The organism is Pseudoduganella umbonata (assembly GCF_014192225.1).
Taxonomy (GTDB): domain Bacteria; phylum Pseudomonadota; class Gammaproteobacteria; order Burkholderiales; family Burkholderiaceae_D; genus Rugamonas; species Rugamonas umbonata.
On the sequence record NZ_JACHXS010000010.1, the window covers coordinates 43,958 to 59,468 of the forward strand.

18 protein-coding genes are annotated in these 15,511 nt (G+C 65.7%); 5 read left to right on the plus strand and 13 right to left on the minus strand.

Annotated elements, in window-relative coordinates:
• Nucleotides 1-12 precede the first annotated feature (12 nt).
• From gspD to gpmA, 13 genes are all read right to left on the minus strand, one after another.
• Nucleotides 13-2,214 carry a type II secretion system secretin GspD gene (gene gspD / locus FHS02_RS22660; RefSeq protein WP_137315666.1) on the minus strand — a complete coding sequence of 734 codons (2,202 nt, stop codon included), beginning with the start codon at nt 2,212-2,214 and terminating at the stop codon, nt 13-15.
• Nucleotides 2,214-2,987, minus strand: a complete 774-nt coding sequence (gene gspN, locus FHS02_RS22665; protein ID WP_137315665.1) for a type II secretion system protein N — start codon at nt 2,985-2,987, stop codon at nt 2,214-2,216. Before gspN ends, gspD begins: the two co-directional genes overlap by 1 nt.
• A complete protein-coding gene (locus FHS02_RS22670; RefSeq protein ID WP_229422306.1) occupies nt 2,984-3,529 on the minus strand; it encodes a type II secretion system protein M in 546 nt (181 codons plus the stop codon). Before FHS02_RS22670 ends, gspN begins: the two co-directional genes overlap by 4 nt.
• A complete protein-coding gene (gene gspL, locus FHS02_RS22675; RefSeq protein ID WP_137315664.1) occupies nt 3,526-4,755 on the minus strand; it encodes a type II secretion system protein GspL in 1,230 nt (409 codons plus the stop codon). The genes FHS02_RS22670 and gspL overlap by 4 nt, the downstream gene beginning before the upstream one ends.
• Nucleotides 4,756-4,769: 14 nt before the next feature.
• Nucleotides 4,770-5,696, minus strand: a complete 927-nt coding sequence (gene gspK / locus FHS02_RS22680) for a type II secretion system minor pseudopilin GspK (RefSeq protein WP_137315663.1) — start codon at nt 5,694-5,696, stop codon at nt 4,770-4,772.
• Nucleotides 5,693-6,334, minus strand: a complete 642-nt coding sequence (locus FHS02_RS22685; RefSeq protein ID WP_137315662.1) for a PulJ/GspJ family protein — start codon at nt 6,332-6,334, stop codon at nt 5,693-5,695. Before FHS02_RS22685 ends, gspK begins: the two co-directional genes overlap by 4 nt.
• Complete coding sequence (gene gspI / locus FHS02_RS22690; protein ID WP_137315661.1) at nt 6,331-6,708, minus strand: type II secretion system minor pseudopilin GspI; 378 nt, start codon at nt 6,706-6,708, stop codon at nt 6,331-6,333. Before gspI ends, FHS02_RS22685 begins: the two co-directional genes overlap by 4 nt.
• A gap of 1 nt (nt 6,709) precedes the next feature.
• Nucleotides 6,710-7,168, minus strand: coding sequence for a type II secretion system minor pseudopilin GspH (gene gspH, locus FHS02_RS22695; protein WP_137315660.1), 459 nt, complete (start codon nt 7,166-7,168; stop codon nt 6,710-6,712).
• Nucleotides 7,169-7,183: 15 nt separating this feature from the next.
• The gene (gene gspG, locus FHS02_RS22700) at nt 7,184-7,627 is read right to left on the minus strand and encodes a type II secretion system major pseudopilin GspG (RefSeq protein WP_130186645.1); all 444 of its coding nucleotides are present in this window, start codon (nt 7,625-7,627) and stop codon (nt 7,184-7,186) included.
• A 237-nt stretch (nt 7,628-7,864) separates the two neighbouring features.
• On the minus strand, nt 7,865-8,611 hold the full coding sequence (locus FHS02_RS22705; RefSeq protein ID WP_137315659.1) for a HesA/MoeB/ThiF family protein: 747 nt from the start codon (nt 8,609-8,611) through the stop codon (nt 7,865-7,867).
• Between the two features lie 4 nt (nt 8,612-8,615).
• A complete protein-coding gene (locus tag FHS02_RS22710) occupies nt 8,616-10,103 on the minus strand; it encodes a S41 family peptidase (RefSeq protein ID WP_137315658.1) in 1,488 nt (495 codons plus the stop codon).
• 99 nt (nt 10,104-10,202) lie between these two features.
• Nucleotides 10,203-11,702, minus strand: coding sequence for a peptidoglycan DD-metalloendopeptidase family protein (locus tag FHS02_RS22715; RefSeq protein ID WP_371861428.1), 1,500 nt, complete (start codon nt 11,700-11,702; stop codon nt 10,203-10,205).
• 6 nt (nt 11,703-11,708) lie between these two features.
• Nucleotides 11,709-12,455, minus strand: coding sequence for a 2,3-diphosphoglycerate-dependent phosphoglycerate mutase (gpmA, locus tag FHS02_RS22720; protein ID WP_137315657.1), 747 nt, complete (start codon nt 12,453-12,455; stop codon nt 11,709-11,711).
• A gap of 103 nt (nt 12,456-12,558) precedes the next feature.
• On the opposite strand from gpmA, the gene FHS02_RS22725 reads away from it, so the two are divergent.
• From FHS02_RS22725 to FHS02_RS22745, 5 genes are all read left to right on the plus strand, one after another.
• The gene (locus FHS02_RS22725; protein WP_137315656.1) at nt 12,559-12,960 is read left to right on the plus strand and encodes a rhodanese-like domain-containing protein; all 402 of its coding nucleotides are present in this window, start codon (nt 12,559-12,561) and stop codon (nt 12,958-12,960) included.
• A 16-nt stretch (nt 12,961-12,976) separates the two neighbouring features.
• Nucleotides 12,977-13,237 (plus strand): glutaredoxin 3, encoded by a 261-nt coding sequence (gene grxC, locus FHS02_RS22730; RefSeq protein WP_131148188.1) that lies wholly within the window; start codon nt 12,977-12,979, stop codon nt 13,235-13,237.
• 155 nt (nt 13,238-13,392) lie between these two features.
• The gene (gene secB, locus FHS02_RS22735) at nt 13,393-13,869 is read left to right on the plus strand and encodes a protein-export chaperone SecB (RefSeq protein ID WP_131148189.1); all 477 of its coding nucleotides are present in this window, start codon (nt 13,393-13,395) and stop codon (nt 13,867-13,869) included.
• Nucleotides 13,870-13,971: 102 nt separating this feature from the next.
• Nucleotides 13,972-14,412 (plus strand): SH3 domain-containing protein, encoded by a 441-nt coding sequence (locus FHS02_RS22740; RefSeq protein ID WP_137315655.1) that lies wholly within the window; start codon nt 13,972-13,974, stop codon nt 14,410-14,412.
• 1 nt (nt 14,413) lies between these two features.
• Nucleotides 14,414-15,463 (plus strand): NAD(P)H-dependent glycerol-3-phosphate dehydrogenase, encoded by a 1,050-nt coding sequence (locus FHS02_RS22745; RefSeq protein ID WP_137315654.1) that lies wholly within the window; start codon nt 14,414-14,416, stop codon nt 15,461-15,463.
• Nucleotides 15,464-15,511 lie beyond the last annotated feature (48 nt).

Genomic DNA, 15,511 nt, shown 5'->3' on the forward strand with positions numbered 1-15,511 from the left:
AGTGCGCCACCATCACTGTTGCGGCGTCGGCGGTTGCGTCGGTTGTTGCGTCGGTTGCTGCAGTGGCTGGGCCGCTCCAGGCGCCCCGGCCGGCACGGGCGCCGCCGGCACCGGCGCGGCCACCGTCGGCGAACCGACCGGCACGCCGTTGTTCAGCACCGGCAGCTGCGGCTGGCCCAGCTGGCGCAGCAGGATCGTGTCGCTCGGCTTGAAGTCGGCGCCGGAGGCGCGCATGTAGTCGTAGCGGTCCGCGGCCAGGCTCATGCTCTGCTCCTTGTTGCGGATCACCACCGGGCGCAGGAACACCATCAGGTTGGTTTTCTTGCGCGCCCGCGTGTTGTACTTGAACAGGTTGCCCAGCACGGGAATGTCGCCCAGGCCGCGCACCTTTTCCACGCCGTCCGACGCGGTATCCTCGATCAGGCCGCCCAGCACGATGATCTGGCCGTCATCGGCGATCACGTTGTTCTCGATCACGCGGGTGTTCAGCGTGATGCCGGCCGTCGCCGTGAGCGACGACTGGTCCACCGACGACGATTCGTTGTAGATCGCCAGCTTGATCGTGCCGCCCTCGGAAATCTGCGGCTTCACCTTCAGCGTCAGGCCCACGTCCTTGCGGTCGATGGTCTGGAACGGGTTGGTGTTGGTGCCGGAAGTGGTGGTGAACTGGCCGGTCAGGATCGGCACGTTCTGGCCGACGCGGATGGTGGCCACTTCGTTGTCCAGCGTGATCATGTTCGGGGTCGACAGGATGTTGCCGTTGCCGGTCGATTCCAGCGTGTGGGCCACCGCGCCCAGGCCGAACTTGCCGTCCGCCAGCTGCTTGAAGATACCGATCGTCAGGCCGTTGCTGGGCGCACTGGCGCCGTTGTACACGTTGACCAGGTTGTTGCCGCCGCTGGAGAACGACTGCAGGCCGCCGAGCCGGTAGGTGCTGTTGCTGTCGCCGGTGGCGCCGACCCACTGCACGCCGAATTCGGAGGCCTTGTCGACCGACACCTCGACGATCAGCGCCTCGATGTAGACCTGGGCGCGGCGCACGTCGAGCTGGTCGATCACGGCGCGCAGGTTGCGGTAGATCGCTTCGGGTGCGGTGATGATCAGCGTGTTGGTCGACGCGTCGGCCTGGATGAAGCCGGCCGTACTGTTGCCTGCCGTGCCCTGCGTACCCGTGCGGTTGCCGGACAGGAGCGGATTCGTCGGGCCGGCAGTCTGCGACGAGGTGCCCGTCTGGCCGATCGTGTTGTTGGCGCCCGTCTGCATCGTGGCCTGGTTGTTCAGCGCATTGCCGGACGTGCCGGTGCTGGACGGCGTCTCGCCGGACATCACGGCGCGCAGCGTTTCGGCCAGCTGCGTGGCATCGGCATTCTTCAGGTACACCACGTGCACGTTGCCCGACTGCGAAGTGGGCAAGTCCAGCTTGGCGATCAGCGAGCGCGCCAGGTTGGCACGGGCCACGGACGGCGCGCGCAGCACCAGCGAGTTGGTGCGCGGATCGGCCAGCACCGAGACCTGCCCGCCGCCGTCGCCGCCCTTGCCCGGCTCCATCAGCTTGTTGATCATCGACGCGATGTCGCTGGCGATCGCGTAGCGCACCGGGATTACGTCCATGTCCGCGCTGGCGGGGGTATCCATCGCCGAGATGATCTTCGACAGGCGCTTCAGGTTGTCGGCATAGTCGGTGATCACCAGCGTGTTGTTGCCGGGGTTCGCGTTGATCGTGTTGTTGACGGAGATGAGCGGGCGCAGCACGCTGACGAGGTTCGACGCCGACTCATGATTGAGCTGGAACACCTGGGTGGCGACCTGGTCGCCCTTCGGCGCGGCCTGCCCTTTGACGATGGTGGGCGTGGCCTGCAGCTTGGCTTCCGCTTCCGGCACCACCTTGGCATAGCCGTCGCCGCTGACGATCGCATAGCCTTGCAGCCGCAGCGCGGAGGTCAGCAGCGCGAAGGCCTGCGACTTGCTGATCGATTTTTCCGACACCAGCGTGATCGTGCCCTTGACCCGCGGATCGATCAGGAACGTGATGTTGGTGTAGTGGCCCACCGCCTTGATGACGGACTCGATATCGGCACCGACGAAGTTCAGCGCGGCTTCATCCTGCGGCGCGGCCCAGGCCGGCCCCACGGAAGACGACAGCACGCAGCACAGCAGCGCGCCGGCGGACAGGCGCCGCAGCGCGGGAAGTTGATATTTGCTTGCAGTTTTCATTATCTGAACTCGAGTGCGATGATGTTTTTACCGCCGATGTTGCGGCGTTGGCCCAGCAGGTTGAGCAGGTTGCCAAGGGTGTCTTCGTAGCCGGCGGCCGCTTCGGCCTGGCCGGAGAATTGCAGCCGGCCGTTGCGCAGCTGGCCGGTGCCGGACAGCAGCAGCGGCCCTTTCGTGGAGGTCAGCCCGACGGCCGCCTGCTGGCCTTTCCAGTCCAGCGCCAGCTGGTAGCTGCCCAGCGGCCGGATCGGCGCCAGGCGCGACGACACGTCCTGCATCTGCAGCGTGGTCACGCCATTGACCAGGATATTCTTGTTCTCCAGCGCGAGCGCCAGCGAGGTCCACGCCAGTTGCAGCCGGCCCGACAGCGCCAGCGTGTTCAGCGGCGCGCCCAGGCCGGACAGGCCGTCCGCCGGCAGCATCAGCGCCGCCGGGCTCAGTTGCCAGGCGCGCCAGCTGCCCGTGAAGGTGACGGGTTGCGTCAGCGCTTCCGGATTTTCCAGTTCCATGCGCACGCTGCCCAGCAGCGACAGCGGCGACAGCTTCCAGGCAAAGCGCCCCGGCAGCAGCGGCGTGACGGCGCTGTTGCCGCTGGCGGCACCGCCGACGAAGGCGGAGCCGCGCCATAGCGTGCCTTGCGCGTCGCCCAGCGTCAGGCGCCCGCCGGTCTGCCGTTCCACCAGCACGGCCACCCACGTGGCGGGGAAGAACACGAGCAGCGTCAGCACGGCCGTGACGGCGATTGCCAGCAGCCACAAGATGAAACGCTTCATCGGCTGCCCGCTTCCTGGCGCAAGGTCAGCGTGGCGTCGACCAGGCCGGCGCTATCCTCCTTGCCGCCCTGCGTGCCGATCTTCGCTTCCTGCACCGCCAGCCGCTCGTCGCGCCGCGCGGCGTCGAGCCACGTGACGAGGCCGGCGAACGGCACGCCCTTGAAATCCACTTTCACGTAGTCGCCCGTCACGGCCAGGTTCTGCGGGTTCAGGCCGCGGGCGGCCAGTGCCGCGTTCAGCATATCGCGCGACAGCGGCTGCACCTGCGCGGCGGGCTGCGTGCCCAGCTGCGCCGCCTGCGCGGCCAGCGCCTGCATCTCCGCCGTTTCCTGGCGCAGTTGCGGCAATGCCTTGGCCAGCTGTTCGCGGCCCGTCAGTGCCGGATCGACCAGCACCGCGTAGGCCAGCGCCAGGCCGACGACGATGCCGCCCACCGCCAGGAAGCGGCGCTCCTGTTCGGTGCGCGCGCTCCAGAAGCCGTCGGCCGATGCGCGCAGGCCGGCGAGCCGGTTGCCTGCCTTCCCATTCATTGTTTCGCTCATGATTTGCCTCCCGTGCGCAATTCCCAGGTGCCCGCGCCCGTTTCCGTCAACGCCAGCCCCCGTGGCGCCAGTTGCGCCTGCACCTTTGCCAGGGCCGCGCCATCGACGCTGTTCGGCTTCAGGCGCACGACCAGCGCGCGCTCGCGATACTCCAGACCGGCCACGACGTCGCGCCGTGGCAGCGCTCCCAGCGCCTCGCCGAAGGCGGCGGCCAGCGCCGTGAAATCGTCCCTGGCCGTTTCGCCGCCGCCGGCCTTGGCCCGGGCAAGGTTGGCGCGCAGTTGCGCGGCCGGATCCAGCACCACCTTTTCATTCGGGTAGGCGCCGCGGAAGATCTGCACCATCGACAGGCGCAGCGCTTCGGCCTCGCGCTTCATGCGCAGCCACTCGACGTTCAGGCCGACGATATTGACCAGCAGCGCCAGCAGCGCCAGCCGCAGCGGCCAGCGCCAGCGCTTCCATGCCTGCGCGCGGGCGCCGCTTGCCGCGCCGAGGCCGGCCGCCAGGTCCAGCTGCACGGCCTTTCCGGCGGCGATCCGGTGTGCCCAGTGATCCTCTTCCAGAGTAATACCGGACACCGACGCCAGCAGCGCTTCATAATGCGCGCGCTGGGCTGCCGGTACGTACAGCGTGACGGGCGCTTCGCCGGCCAGTGCGCGCAGCACCTGCAGCGCGCCGTCCGGCTGCGCCGGCAATGCCAGGCCAAGGCCTTCGTACGGGCCGGTGCGCAACGTCAGTTCGATACCGCCTTCGTCGCTGGCCAGCGATGCCGACACGCCGCCGGGCGCCAGCGGCAGGCACAGTTGCGCGGGCAATGCGGACACCGCGCGCGCGCCCTGCTGCACCAGTGCCTTGACCAGCACGTCCAGCCAGGCGCGCTGCACCACGGCCACCGTGCGTTCGCTGCTGCCCGGCTGCGTGGGTCCGAGGGCGAACACGCAGTCGTCCGGGTCGCCCAGCAATTGCTCCTCGACGAGGTTCGGGATGGCGGCCTTCAGGCGGCTGCCGGACAGCGGCGGCACCGCCACGCGCAGCAGCGTCACGTCGGCGGCCGCCAGCAGCAGCACGACCTTGCCGCTGGCCGCCACCAGGTCGCCCAGCCTGGCCAGCGCGCCGGCTCCCTGCTGCATCAGATTGCCGCCATCGCCCACCTGCGCGTAGGTGCACGCGGCGCCGGTGTCGGCCGCCGCTGCGCGGGCCGGATAATTTATGTAGAGAGTCGTCAAAACGAATTGTTTCCTTAGATTTCCCGAATCCACATGACAGAGGTCTGATAAGCCCGGGACTGGCCCATGCGGTGAATCAGGGACCATGATTCCAGTGCTGCGCGGTCCAGGCGTACCTGGCTCAGCACGAGGAAGTAGTCGCTGCGCTCGTCGAGCTTCGTCAAAGGGTTCCGACCGTTCTTGACATCCTCGACCTTCAACGCTGTCCGCTTGCGCGACGCCACCAGCGACTGCGCCTCCGACAGCGGCATGCCTTCCACAGTCGCCGCCAGCACCTCGGCCGGTGCCGTATTCACGTTCACCGCGGTTGCTTCCGGTAGAACCACCACATAGTCGCGCAAGCGTTCAACGGCCGCCTGCGGGAAGCCGACCGCCAGCAGGTCTTCCACACGCTGGAATGCCATGGGCGCACTGCCTGTACCGGCTTGCCCCGCCGCCGCCTGTGCCTTCGCCGCATACTGCGCCGCGGACTGCGCCAGGCCGGCATCGAGCTGCAATAGCGTCAACAACTGGGCGAATGCCCTGACTTCGCCGCTGGTGGCAGTGGCGTCGGCCAGATTCGTCAGATTGTAACGCGACTGTGCATCATAAATCCGGCCCTGCAAGGTCGCATCGTAGTCCTCGCCTTCGACCCGCTCGCGCTCCACGTACTGGTCCAGTCGCGTTTCGGCCAGCGGCGTGGCCCACACGCCATCGGCGCGCGTGGCGCCCCCCCGGCTGTCGATGCCGTCCTGCCGCAGGATCAGCCGCGCCCAGTCCAGCGCACCGCGCAGGATCCAGCGCGTCTGCAGGTGCAGCCGCTGGTTTTCCACCGAGCGCACCTGCACCTGCTGCTGCCAGAACAGGCTGGCGACGATCGTCACCGCCAAGGTCGTCAGCAGCAGCGCGGTGACGACGGCGACGCCGCGCTGGCGACGCAGGGTTCGCGGCAGATGCATCATGTCGCCCCCAGCAGCAAGACCTTCACCATCGGATTCGGTTCGTTGATCAGTTGCAGCGACATTTCCAGGCCGGTCGGCGCGATCGCCCCGGGCGTCGCCGTCGTGCCGGTAGCCGTCGTGGCCCCGGCGTTATTCTGCGGCTGTGTCCAGGCGCCGTTGGTCCACAGGCGCACGCCCATGCCCGCCACGCCCGCATGCAGGCCCACGCCGGGCACCGGGTCGGCATCGGATACCGCGGCCTGCCACAGCGCGTCGAGCTGCACGAGGTCGCGCGTGGCGGCCGATTCGCGCCGCGCCAGCACGCCGTCGCGCAGGCGGTAGCTGACCACCACCAGCTGCGTGGCCCCGTGGTCCGGCGCATGGGTGCGCACGAAGATGAGGCGCAGGTTGTCCGCCACCAGGTTCTGCCGCTGCCCGATCACATCGCTCTTGGCCAGCTGTTCCAGGTCGTTCTGCAACTGCGCGAAGGCGAGCTGGATGCCGCGCGTGTGTTCCATCTGCTGCGTCAGCACCACGCGCGAGCGCAGGATGCTGTCCAGCCCGCGCCAGCCCAGCACGGCCACGATCGCCAGCACGGTGATCGCCACCAGCAGTTCGATCAGCGTAAAGCCGCCGGCACGGCGCGCGCGCCGCATCATTTCAGCACCAGCTGCACCAGCTTGATGATGCGGCGCTGCGGATTGGCGGTGTCGTACACGGAGACCTCGACGCGCCGCAGCAGCGGGTTGGGCGACATGATCACCTCTTCCTCGCACTGCAGTTGCAGGTTGCCCTGCGGGCAGGCGAACGACGTCTTGCCCACCGATGGAAAAGCTCCCGCCAGGCGGATCTGCACCAGGCGGTTCTCGGCCGACCAGGTGGCCATCATCGTCGTGCGCAAGCCTTCGCTGTTGCGGGTCAGGCTGCCGATCGCCTGCAATGCCGCGACCAGCGCGGTGCCGACGATGAACAGCGCCACCAGCACCTCGAGCAGCGTGAAGCCCGCCTGCGTTCCTTCCACCGTTCGCTTCATGTCATTCCACCGTGAAGTGGCCGATGCCGTCGGCCCGCACCGCGGTGCGCACGTCGCCATAGGCCAGCGTCAGCACGAACGGCTTGTCGACCGGTTCGCGGCCGAACACGATGCGCATCGGCGCGCCGGGGAGATTGGTCGGGGGATCGAGCAGCAGGGTCATCGGCGTGCTCTTGAAGGCGCGTTCGCGCAGCATGTCGTCTTGTGGCAGCGTCTTCCATTCGCGGCCTTCGCGCACCAGGAAGCGGTAGCCCTGGGCGCTCGCCTCGAACGCGATCGGCCGGTTGCGCACGATCGCTTCGTCGCGCGCCAGTTGCAGCAGCAGGGCCACGCGCTGCGCTTCCTGCTGCATGGCCTGGCGCCCGCTGGGCGCCATGTTCGCCATCACCAGCCCCAGCGTCAGGCCGATGATGACCAGCACCACCAGCAGCTCGATCAGGGTGAAGCCGCGCTGGCGCATGCTATGGGATCAGGCTCAGTTTTCCCAGGAGCCGATGTCGGCATCCTCGCCGGTACCGCCCGGCTGGCCGTCGGCGCCGGTCGAGAACACATCCACCTCGCCCTTGATGCCCGGCGACAGGTACTGGTACTGGAAGCCCCACGGATCCTTCGGCATCTTTTCCAGGTAGCCGCCTTCCTTCCAGCCATTGGCGGCCGGGCCGGACGTGGGCTTCACCAGCAGTGCCTGCAGGCCCTGTTCGGTGGTCGGATAGCGAGTATTGTCGAGCTTGTACAACTTCAGCGACTGCATGATGGTGGCGATGTCGACCTTGGCCGCCGCGACCTTGGATTCGCCGGTGCGCGACAGCAGTTTCGGCACCACGAGCGCAGCCAGCACGCCCATGATGACGACGACGACCATGATTTCAATCAGGGTGAAACCACGCGCGCGGCGCGTGAGATGGAGACCTTTTTTCATGAAGCTTCAGGACATGGTGAAAAAGCGAAAGTGCTGAAGTATAAGCCCGAATTGCTACACGACGGTGAAAAAGGAGGTAAAGAGAAGTTACCGGAAGCCAGCCGAAAACCGGTGACAGGCGCTGATTTTCTGGAAACCGGTGACAGGCTCCCATTTCCAGGAAATGTTTCAAAAGAACGGGAGCCTGTCACCGGTTTTCAGCGCCGTGCGCGCCGTGCGCGGCGCGCACGCCGTGTGTTAGAGGCTGCAGACCGGGCAGCCGGCGGCACGGCCCACGCCGATGCTGGTCCACTCCATGCGCAGGCCGTCGAGCATCAGCAGCCGCCCGGCCAGCGAGGTGCCGATACCCATCACGATCTTCAGCGCCTCGGCCGCCTGCGTGGCGCCGACCACCCCGACCAGCGGCGCGAACACGCCCATCGTCGAACAGGCCACGTCCTCGAACGCCTGGTCCTGCGGGAACAGGCACGAATAGCATGGCGCATCCGCACTGCGCGGATCGAACACGCTGACCTGGCCGTCGAAGCGGATGACGGCACCGGACACGAGCGGCACGCGCGCCGCCACGCAGGCGCGGTTGACGGCATGGCGCGTCCTGAAGTTGTCGGTGCAGTCGAGGACGACGTCGCTGGCGGCGGCCAGTTCGGCGAGGCGTGCCTCGTCCACGCGCTCGATCAGCGCCGTCACCCGCACGTCCGGATTGATCGCGCCGATCGCCTCCTGCGCCGACAGGGCCTTGGGCTGGCCGATGCGGGCCGTGGTGTGGGCGATCTGGCGTTGCAGGTTGGTCAGGTCGACATCGTCGTCGTCGACGATCGTCAGGTGCCCGACTCCGGCCGATGCGAGGTACAGCGCGGCGGGCGAACCGAGCCCCCCGGCGCCTATGACCAGCACGCGCGCGGCAAGCAGCTTTTGCTGCCCCTCGATGCCGATCTCGTCGAGGAGGATATGCCGCGAGTAACGCAGCAGCTGTTCGTCATTCATGGATTTACTTCACCTGCGATGGCGGCGCTTTCTTGTCTTCCGGCTTGACGACGTCCGTCTTTGTCTCGGGTTTGACCAGGATTTCCTTGGCTCCCTTTTCTTCCGCCGTGTCGGCCTTGGCCAGTTGCACCGGCAAGCCCTTGAAATGGTTCAGCGCCTGGGCCAGCTGGAAATCTTCCTTGCTGCCGAATTCGACCGGCTTCTGCTTTTTCGCCAGCGCCAGGATGCGCTGCTCTTCTTCCAGCTCGTCGTGGCGCACGGGGCGGGTGTCCTTGTCGTCGCCGGACAGGTGCTTCTGCAGGTCCGCCTCGCGCAGCCGCAGGCTGTTCAGGCCATCGCCTTCGGCCGTTTCGTCGACGTGCACGTCCGGCTCGATGCCCTTGGCCTGGATCGCCCGGCCTTTCGGCGTGTAGTAGCGCGCGGTCGTCAGCTTGACGGCCGTGTCGGCCGTCAGCTGGCGCAAGGTCTGCACCGAGCCCTTGCCGAACGTGGTGCTGCCCATCACGGTGGCGCGCTTGTAGTCCTGCAGCGCGCCGGCCACGATTTCGGAGGCCGATGCGGAACCGGCATTGACGAGCACCACTATCGGCACGGTCTTCACGGCCGCCGGCAGCTTCGCCAGCGGGTCGCCCGGATGCCGGCCGGCATAGTATTCGGGCCGCGCATAGAAAGTCTGCTTCGAATCGGCCAGCTGGCCATTGGTGGAAACAACCACCGAATCCTTCGGCAGGAAGGCCGCCGACACGCCGATCGCGCCGGGGACCACGCCGCCCGGGTCGTTGCGCAGGTCCAGCACGATGCCCTTGATATCGGGATTTTTCTCGTACAGCGCGCCCAGCTTCTTGACCATCTCCTCGACGGTGGGCTCCTGGAACTGCGAGATGCGCAGCCATACGTAGCCGGGTTCCACCAGCTTCGCCTTGACGCTCTGCACGCGGATTTCCTCGCGCACGACCGGTACGATCAAGGGCTTGTCCTCGCCCTTGCGGGAAATCGTCAGCACGACCTTGGTGCGGGGCTCGCCGCGCATCTTCTTGATCGACTCGTCCAGCGACAGGCCTTTCAGCGGCACGTTGTCGATGCGGGTGATCAGGTCGCCGGAACGGATGCCGGCCTTGAAGGCCGGCGTATCCTCGATCGGCGAGACCACCTTCACGTAGCCATCCTCGGTGGACACTTCGATGCCGATGCCGACGAACTTGCCCTGCACCGATTCGCGCATTTCGCGAAACGCCTTCTCGTCCAGGTACACCGAGTGCGGATCGAGCGACGACACCATGCCGGCGATCGCTTCCTGCAGCAGTTTCTTGTCGTCCACATTCTCGACGTAGTCACTCTTGATCAGGCCGAATACGTCCGACAGCTGGCGCAATTCTTCCAGTGGCAGCGGGGCATCGATCCGCTGCGCGAGCGCGGAAAAATTCATGGTGGCGGCCATGCCGGCCACCATGCCCAGGCCGATCAGGCCGATACTCTTGAGTTTGTTGCCCATTGATGTTCCACTGAGGTACTACAGAGTTGCGGAGAGGCGCTGGTGCCGGGCACATTCCCGGGCGTTATCCCCGAAAGATGCCAGGCACCGGTCATGTCGTCAGAACTTCACCCACCCGGCGGGATCGAACGCCCGGCCCTGATGACGCAGCTCGAAGTATAAACCTGATTCCTCGTTGCCACCGCTGTTGCCGGCCGCGGCGATGACATCGCCTCCCTTCACCACGTCGCCGACGCGCTTGAGCAGCGACTGGTTGTTGCCATAGATGCTCATGTACTGGCCGCCATGGTCGACGATGATCAGGTTGCCGAAGCCGCGCAGCCAGTCGGCGAACACGACGCGACCCTGGGCCACGCTGCGGATTTCGGTTCCCTCTCCGGCCAGGATGAAGACGCCTTTCCAGCTAGGGCCGTCGCCGCGCTTGCTGCCGAAGCGCGCAGCCACGCGGCCGGACACCGGCGCACGCATCTGCCCTTTCAGGCTGGCGAACGCGCCGGCGGGCGCGGCCGGGGCCAGCGCCACGTCGGCCGGCCGGGCCGGAGGTTCCTCGCGCGGCTCCGGTTTCGCCGGTTCACGCTGGACGATCTTCGGTTCCGGTTTCGCCTCGGGCCTGGTGTCGGGCTTGGGTTCGGGCTTCTGGGCGATCCTCGGTTCCGGCTTCTCCGTGGATTTCTGTTCCCGGCGCTCGCGTGCCAGCCGCTCGCGTTCGGCCTTCGCCTTGGCCGCCGCCAGCGCCCGCGCTTCGGCTTCCGCCTTGGCCTTCGCGGCGCGTTGCGCGGCCAGCCGTTCCTGGCGGGCCTTTTCGGCAGCGGCGGCGCGTGCCTGTTCCTCGATCAGCTTGTTGAGGCGGACCACCAGCGCGCCCATGCGCTGCTCGTCGCGCTCGATGCGGCCGACTTCCTTGCGCTGCGTATCGAGCTTTTGCGACAGGTTCGCCACCAGTGCCGCGTGCCTTGCCTTCTGCTGTTCCAGCAAGGCTTTCTGCTGGCTTTCTTCTTCGGCGATTTCAACCAGCTCGTCGCGCGCGTTCTGCGCTTCGGCCTGGTTGGTTTCCACGGCTGCCAGGTTGGTGCGCAGCGACTCGATCAGGCGCGCCTGCGCCTGGGACACGTAGGACATCAGTTGCAGGTCGCGGTTGATGCGGTTCGGGTTGTCGCCGGAAAGCAGCAGCTTGATGCGGTCTTCGTTACCGGCCACGTACTGCTCGCGCAGCAGCTTCGCCAGCTGCCCCTTCTGGCTGGCGATGGTGGCGGCCAGCCGCTCGCGCTCGGCGGACAGCTCGGTGATCTTCGCCGTGGTGGTGGCGGTTTCGTCGGCCAGCTCGCGCAACTGGCGATTGGCGTTCGAGATTGCCTGTTCGGATTCGGCCAGCGTGTCGGCCGCGTCCTCGCGCGCGCTTTCGGTCTGGCCGATGTCGCGCTTCAGGGCATTGAGTTTCTGCTGCAGCGCTGCACGCTCGGCTTCGGCGGCGGCCTTCTGCTTGCTGCGGTTGGTTTGTTTGGCTGCGGCGAGGGCATCGCCCCCGCCGAATGCCAGCGCCGCGGCCATGCCCAGCGTGGCAAGCCAGGCGCCGGCGCGCCGCGAACGGTTGACTGGCATCGAGCGTTACTTGGCCTTGCCCTGGTTGGCCACCGCGGCCTGCGCGGCGGCGATCGCGTCCGCATCGCCCAGGTAGTAATGGCGGATGGGCTTCAGGTCGGCATCGAGCTCATACACGAGCGGCTGGCCGTTCGGGATGTTCAGGCCGACGATTTCCTCGTCGCTGATATTGTCCAGCATCTTGATCAGGGCGCGCAGGCTGTTGCCGTGGGCCGAGATCAGGATCTGCTTGCCGGCCTTGATCTGCGGCGCGATTTCCTCGTTCCATGCGGGCAGCACGCGGGCCACCGTATCCTTCAGGCACTCGGTCAGCGGAATCTGCTCTTTCGGCAGGCCGGCATAGCGCGGATCGTTGAACGAGGCGCGGTCATCGCCCTCTTCCAGCGACGGCGGCGGGATATCGTAGCTGCGGCGCCAGACCAGCACCTGCTTGTCGCCGAACTTGGCGGCGGTCTCGCCCTTGTCCAGGCCCTGCAGCGCGCCGTAATGACGCTCGTTCAGGCGCCAGTCGTTTTTCACCGGCAGGTACATCAGGTCCATTTCATCGAGCGTCAGCCACAGCGTGCGGATCGCGCGCTTGAGCACCGAGGTGTAGCACAGGTCGAACGTGTAGCCTTCGCGCTTGAGCACTTCACCGGCGGCCTTCGCTTCCTTTACGCCCTTTTCGGTCAGGTCCACATCGGTCCAGCCAGTAAAGCGGTTCTCGAGATTCCACGTGGACTCGCCATGACGCATGAAAACAATTTTGTACATAGAGCAATCTTCTCAGGAGGGTAGGATGGGAAATCGTCGGCCGGGGCCGTTGTTCGTCTTCTATTTTATAATGCGCGGATTGACTTCAACCAATGGAAGCTAAGTGAAATTCATCATCGACCATATCTTTCTCGTTGGCATTGCCGTGCTGTCCGGCGGCGCGCTGCTGTGGCCAGCGCTGACACAACGGGGCAAAAAGGCCAGCCCGCAGCAGGTGACGCTGTTGATAAACCGGGCCAAAGCCACCATTGTGGACGTACGCGACGCTGCCGCTTTCGGTGAAGGCCACCTGCCGGACGCGAGGAATATTCCGCTGGGCGAACTAGCCAAGCGCAGTGGCGAGCTGGACAAGCTGAAGAACAGGACGGCCGTGGTCGTCTGCCAAAAAGGGACGCGCGCCTATGGCGCCGCAAAGATTCTGGAAAAGGCGGGATTCGCCGATGTGGTCGTTCTTGACGGCGGCATCGATGCGTGGAAAACCCAGGGGTTGCCGATTACCAAATAAGGAAAGGATTACCGCCATGACCGCTCAAGTAACCATGTACACCACCGCCATTTGCCCCTATTGCATCCGCGCCGAGCGGCTGCTGGAAAGCAAGGGCATCAAGAATATCGACAAGATCCGCGTCGACCTCGATCCGGCGCAACGCCAGGTGATGATGCAGAAGACCGGCCGCCGCACGGTGCCGCAGATTTACGTGGGCGAGACCCATGTCGGCGGCTTCGACGACCTGTATGCGCTGGACCAGGCCGGCCGGCTCGATCCGCTGCTGAATGGCTGAAGAATCCGCCAATTAATAAAACCACAACGCTGGGCAAAAAAAGGCTGGCATGCATATTTGTTTTGCTACAATTGCCCACGCGTTTGATCCAGGCCAGCACAACTGGCTCGGGGCGGACGACGATAATCATCTGTCCAATTCATTGAAAGCGTTCCATGTCTGACGAAAACCTGCAACCCGTATTCCAAATCCAACGCGTCTACCTGAAAGACATGTCGCTGGAACAGCCGAATTCCCCGGCCATCTTCCTGGAACAGCAAGCTCCGTCGATCGAAGTGGCACTGGACGTAGGCGCCGTGCCCCTGCAGGAAGGCATCTTCGAATCCACGGTGACGATCACCGTGACCGCCAAGGTGGCCGACAAGGTGGCATTCCTGGTGGAAGGCAAGCAGGCAGGCATCTTTGAAGCACGCAACATCCCGGCCGAACAGCTCGACCCGCTGCTGGGCATCGGCTGCCCGAACATCGTGTACCCGTACCTGCGCGCGAACATTGCCGACCTGATCACCCGTGCCGGCTTCCCGCCTGTGCACCTGGCCGAGATCAACTTCGAAGTGTTCTACCAGCAGCGCCTGCAGGCAATCGCCGAGCAGCAAGCCAAGACCGCCGAAGGCACCAACACCGTTCAGTAATCTGCTGAACCGAGGCGATCGGCGTGATCATGCCGGCTGCCTCCTCCCCATATTCAAAGGCCCATTGCGGCCTTTGATCATTTTGGACGAAAGTTTTTTGCAATGAGTATTACCCGCTTGATAATAGGGGCCGCTCTGCTGCTGAGCACCGCCAGTTGGGCTGCCGATTTCAAGACGGTTGGCGCGGCTCCCGCCGTGCTGTACGACGCGCCTTCCACGAAAGGCGTCAAGCTGTTCATCGTGCCGCGCGGCGCGCCGCTGGAAATCGTGCTGACCTATGGCGACTGGGTCAAGGTACGCGATGTGTCCGGCGACCTGGCCTGGACGCCCGCACGCGGCCTTTCTTCCCGCCGCAACGTCATCGTGCGTGTGCCGAACGTCAAGGTTCGCACGGCCGAGGACGACACGTCCGCCGTGGTGTTCACGGCGGACAAAGGCGTGCTGCTGGAATTGGGCGAATCCGGCGCAAACGGCTGGATCAAGGTTCGTCACCGCGACGGCCTGGCCGGTTTCGTCCGCAGCAGCGACATCTGGGGTATTTGACATGCAAGAGAATCAACCGAACCGGCGCCGTATTACCGTACTGGGCGCCGGTGCGTGGGGCACGGCCGTCGCCATCGCGGTGGCTGCGCGCCATGATGTACTGCTGTGGGGCCGTAACGCCGGTGCGATGGCCGACATCGCCGCTGCACGCGACAATACCCATTACCTTCCTGGTTTTCCGTTTCCTCAGGGACTGCGCGTTACGGCCGATTTCGATGCGGCGGTTGCCCACGTCCAGCGCGATGGCGCCGGCCAGGATGGCTTGCTGATCGCGGCCACGCCGGTAGCCGGCCTGCGGCCTCTGCTGCACAGCCTGAAGGGCCGGCCCATTCCGAACCTGGTATGGCTGTGCAAGGGTTTCGAGTACGAAACGGGACTGCTGCCGCACCAGATCTTCCATGAAGTGCTCGGCGACGACATCGCCGGCGGCGCACTGTCCGGCCCTTCGTTCGCGCAGGAAGTGGCACGCGGCTTGCCGTGCGCACTGACCATTGCTTCCGCCTCGGCTGCATTGCGCGACGACGTGGTGGCGGCAGTACATGGCGGCACGATGCGCGTCTATTCAAGCGACGACCTGATCGGCGTGGAAGTCGGTGGCGCCGTCAAGAACGTGATGGCCATCGCCACCGGTTGCGCGGACGGCATGGGCCTGGGCCTGAATGCCCGCGCCGCGCTGATCACGCGCGGCCTGGCCGAAGTCACGCGGCTGGGAACGGCATTGGGCGGCAATATCGAAACGTTCATGGGCCTGACCGGCATGGGCGACCTGATTCTGACCTGCACGGGCGACCTGTCGCGCAACCGCCGCGTGGGCCTGGGCCTGGCCCAAGGCAAGGCGCTGGATACCATCGTGGCCGAACTGGGCCATGTGGCGGAAGGCGTGCCCTGCGCCAAGGCCGTGCGCGAGCTGGCCGCCCGGCTGGGTGTGGACATGCCGCTCACCGATGGCGTGGCATCGTTGCTGTTCGATGGCGTCAAGCCGGAAGTCTTGGTGACCCGGATGCTGGCCCGCGATCCCCGCGATGAGACACTCGCCCCAACTTCAAAGTAACTTTTGATCTAATTCAATTTATTAACCAACAGGCATGATAGACTTGAC

Excerpts from the sequence above, each read along its gene's own strand:
- gspD (WP_137315666.1), bottom strand. The coding sequence starts at position 2,214 with ATGAAAACTGCAAGCAAATATCAACTTCCCGCGCTGCGGCGCCTGTCC.
- gspN (WP_137315665.1), bottom strand. The coding sequence starts at position 2,987 with ATGAAGCGTTTCATCTTGTGGCTGCTGGCAATCGCCGTCACGGCCGTG.
- FHS02_RS22670 (WP_229422306.1), bottom strand. The coding sequence starts at position 3,529 with ATGAGCGAAACAATGAATGGGAAGGCAGGCAACCGGCTCGCCGGCCTG.
- gspK (WP_137315663.1), bottom strand. The coding sequence starts at position 5,696 with ATGATGCATCTGCCGCGAACCCTGCGTCGCCAGCGCGGCGTCGCCGTC.
- FHS02_RS22685 (WP_137315662.1), bottom strand. The coding sequence starts at position 6,334 with ATGATGCGGCGCGCGCGCCGTGCCGGCGGCTTTACGCTGATCGAACTG.
- gspI (WP_137315661.1), bottom strand. The coding sequence starts at position 6,708 with ATGAAGCGAACGGTGGAAGGAACGCAGGCGGGCTTCACGCTGCTCGAG.
- gspH (WP_137315660.1), bottom strand. The coding sequence starts at position 7,168 with ATGCGCCAGCGCGGCTTCACCCTGATCGAGCTGCTGGTGGTGCTGGTC.
- gspG (WP_130186645.1), bottom strand. The coding sequence starts at position 7,627 with ATGAAAAAAGGTCTCCATCTCACGCGCCGCGCGCGTGGTTTCACCCTG.
- FHS02_RS22705 (WP_137315659.1), bottom strand. The coding sequence starts at position 8,611 with ATGAATGACGAACAGCTGCTGCGTTACTCGCGGCATATCCTCCTCGAC.
- FHS02_RS22710 (WP_137315658.1), bottom strand. The coding sequence starts at position 10,103 with ATGGGCAACAAACTCAAGAGTATCGGCCTGATCGGCCTGGGCATGGTG.
- FHS02_RS22715 (WP_371861428.1), bottom strand. The coding sequence starts at position 11,702 with ATGCCAGTCAACCGTTCGCGGCGCGCCGGCGCCTGGCTTGCCACGCTG.
- gpmA (WP_137315657.1), bottom strand. The coding sequence starts at position 12,455 with ATGTACAAAATTGTTTTCATGCGTCATGGCGAGTCCACGTGGAATCTC.
- grxC (WP_131148188.1), top strand. The coding sequence starts at position 12,977 with ATGACCGCTCAAGTAACCATGTACACCACCGCCATTTGCCCCTATTGC.
- secB (WP_131148189.1), top strand. The coding sequence starts at position 13,393 with ATGTCTGACGAAAACCTGCAACCCGTATTCCAAATCCAACGCGTCTAC.
- FHS02_RS22740 (WP_137315655.1), top strand. The coding sequence starts at position 13,972 with ATGAGTATTACCCGCTTGATAATAGGGGCCGCTCTGCTGCTGAGCACC.
- FHS02_RS22745 (WP_137315654.1), top strand. The coding sequence starts at position 14,414 with ATGCAAGAGAATCAACCGAACCGGCGCCGTATTACCGTACTGGGCGCC.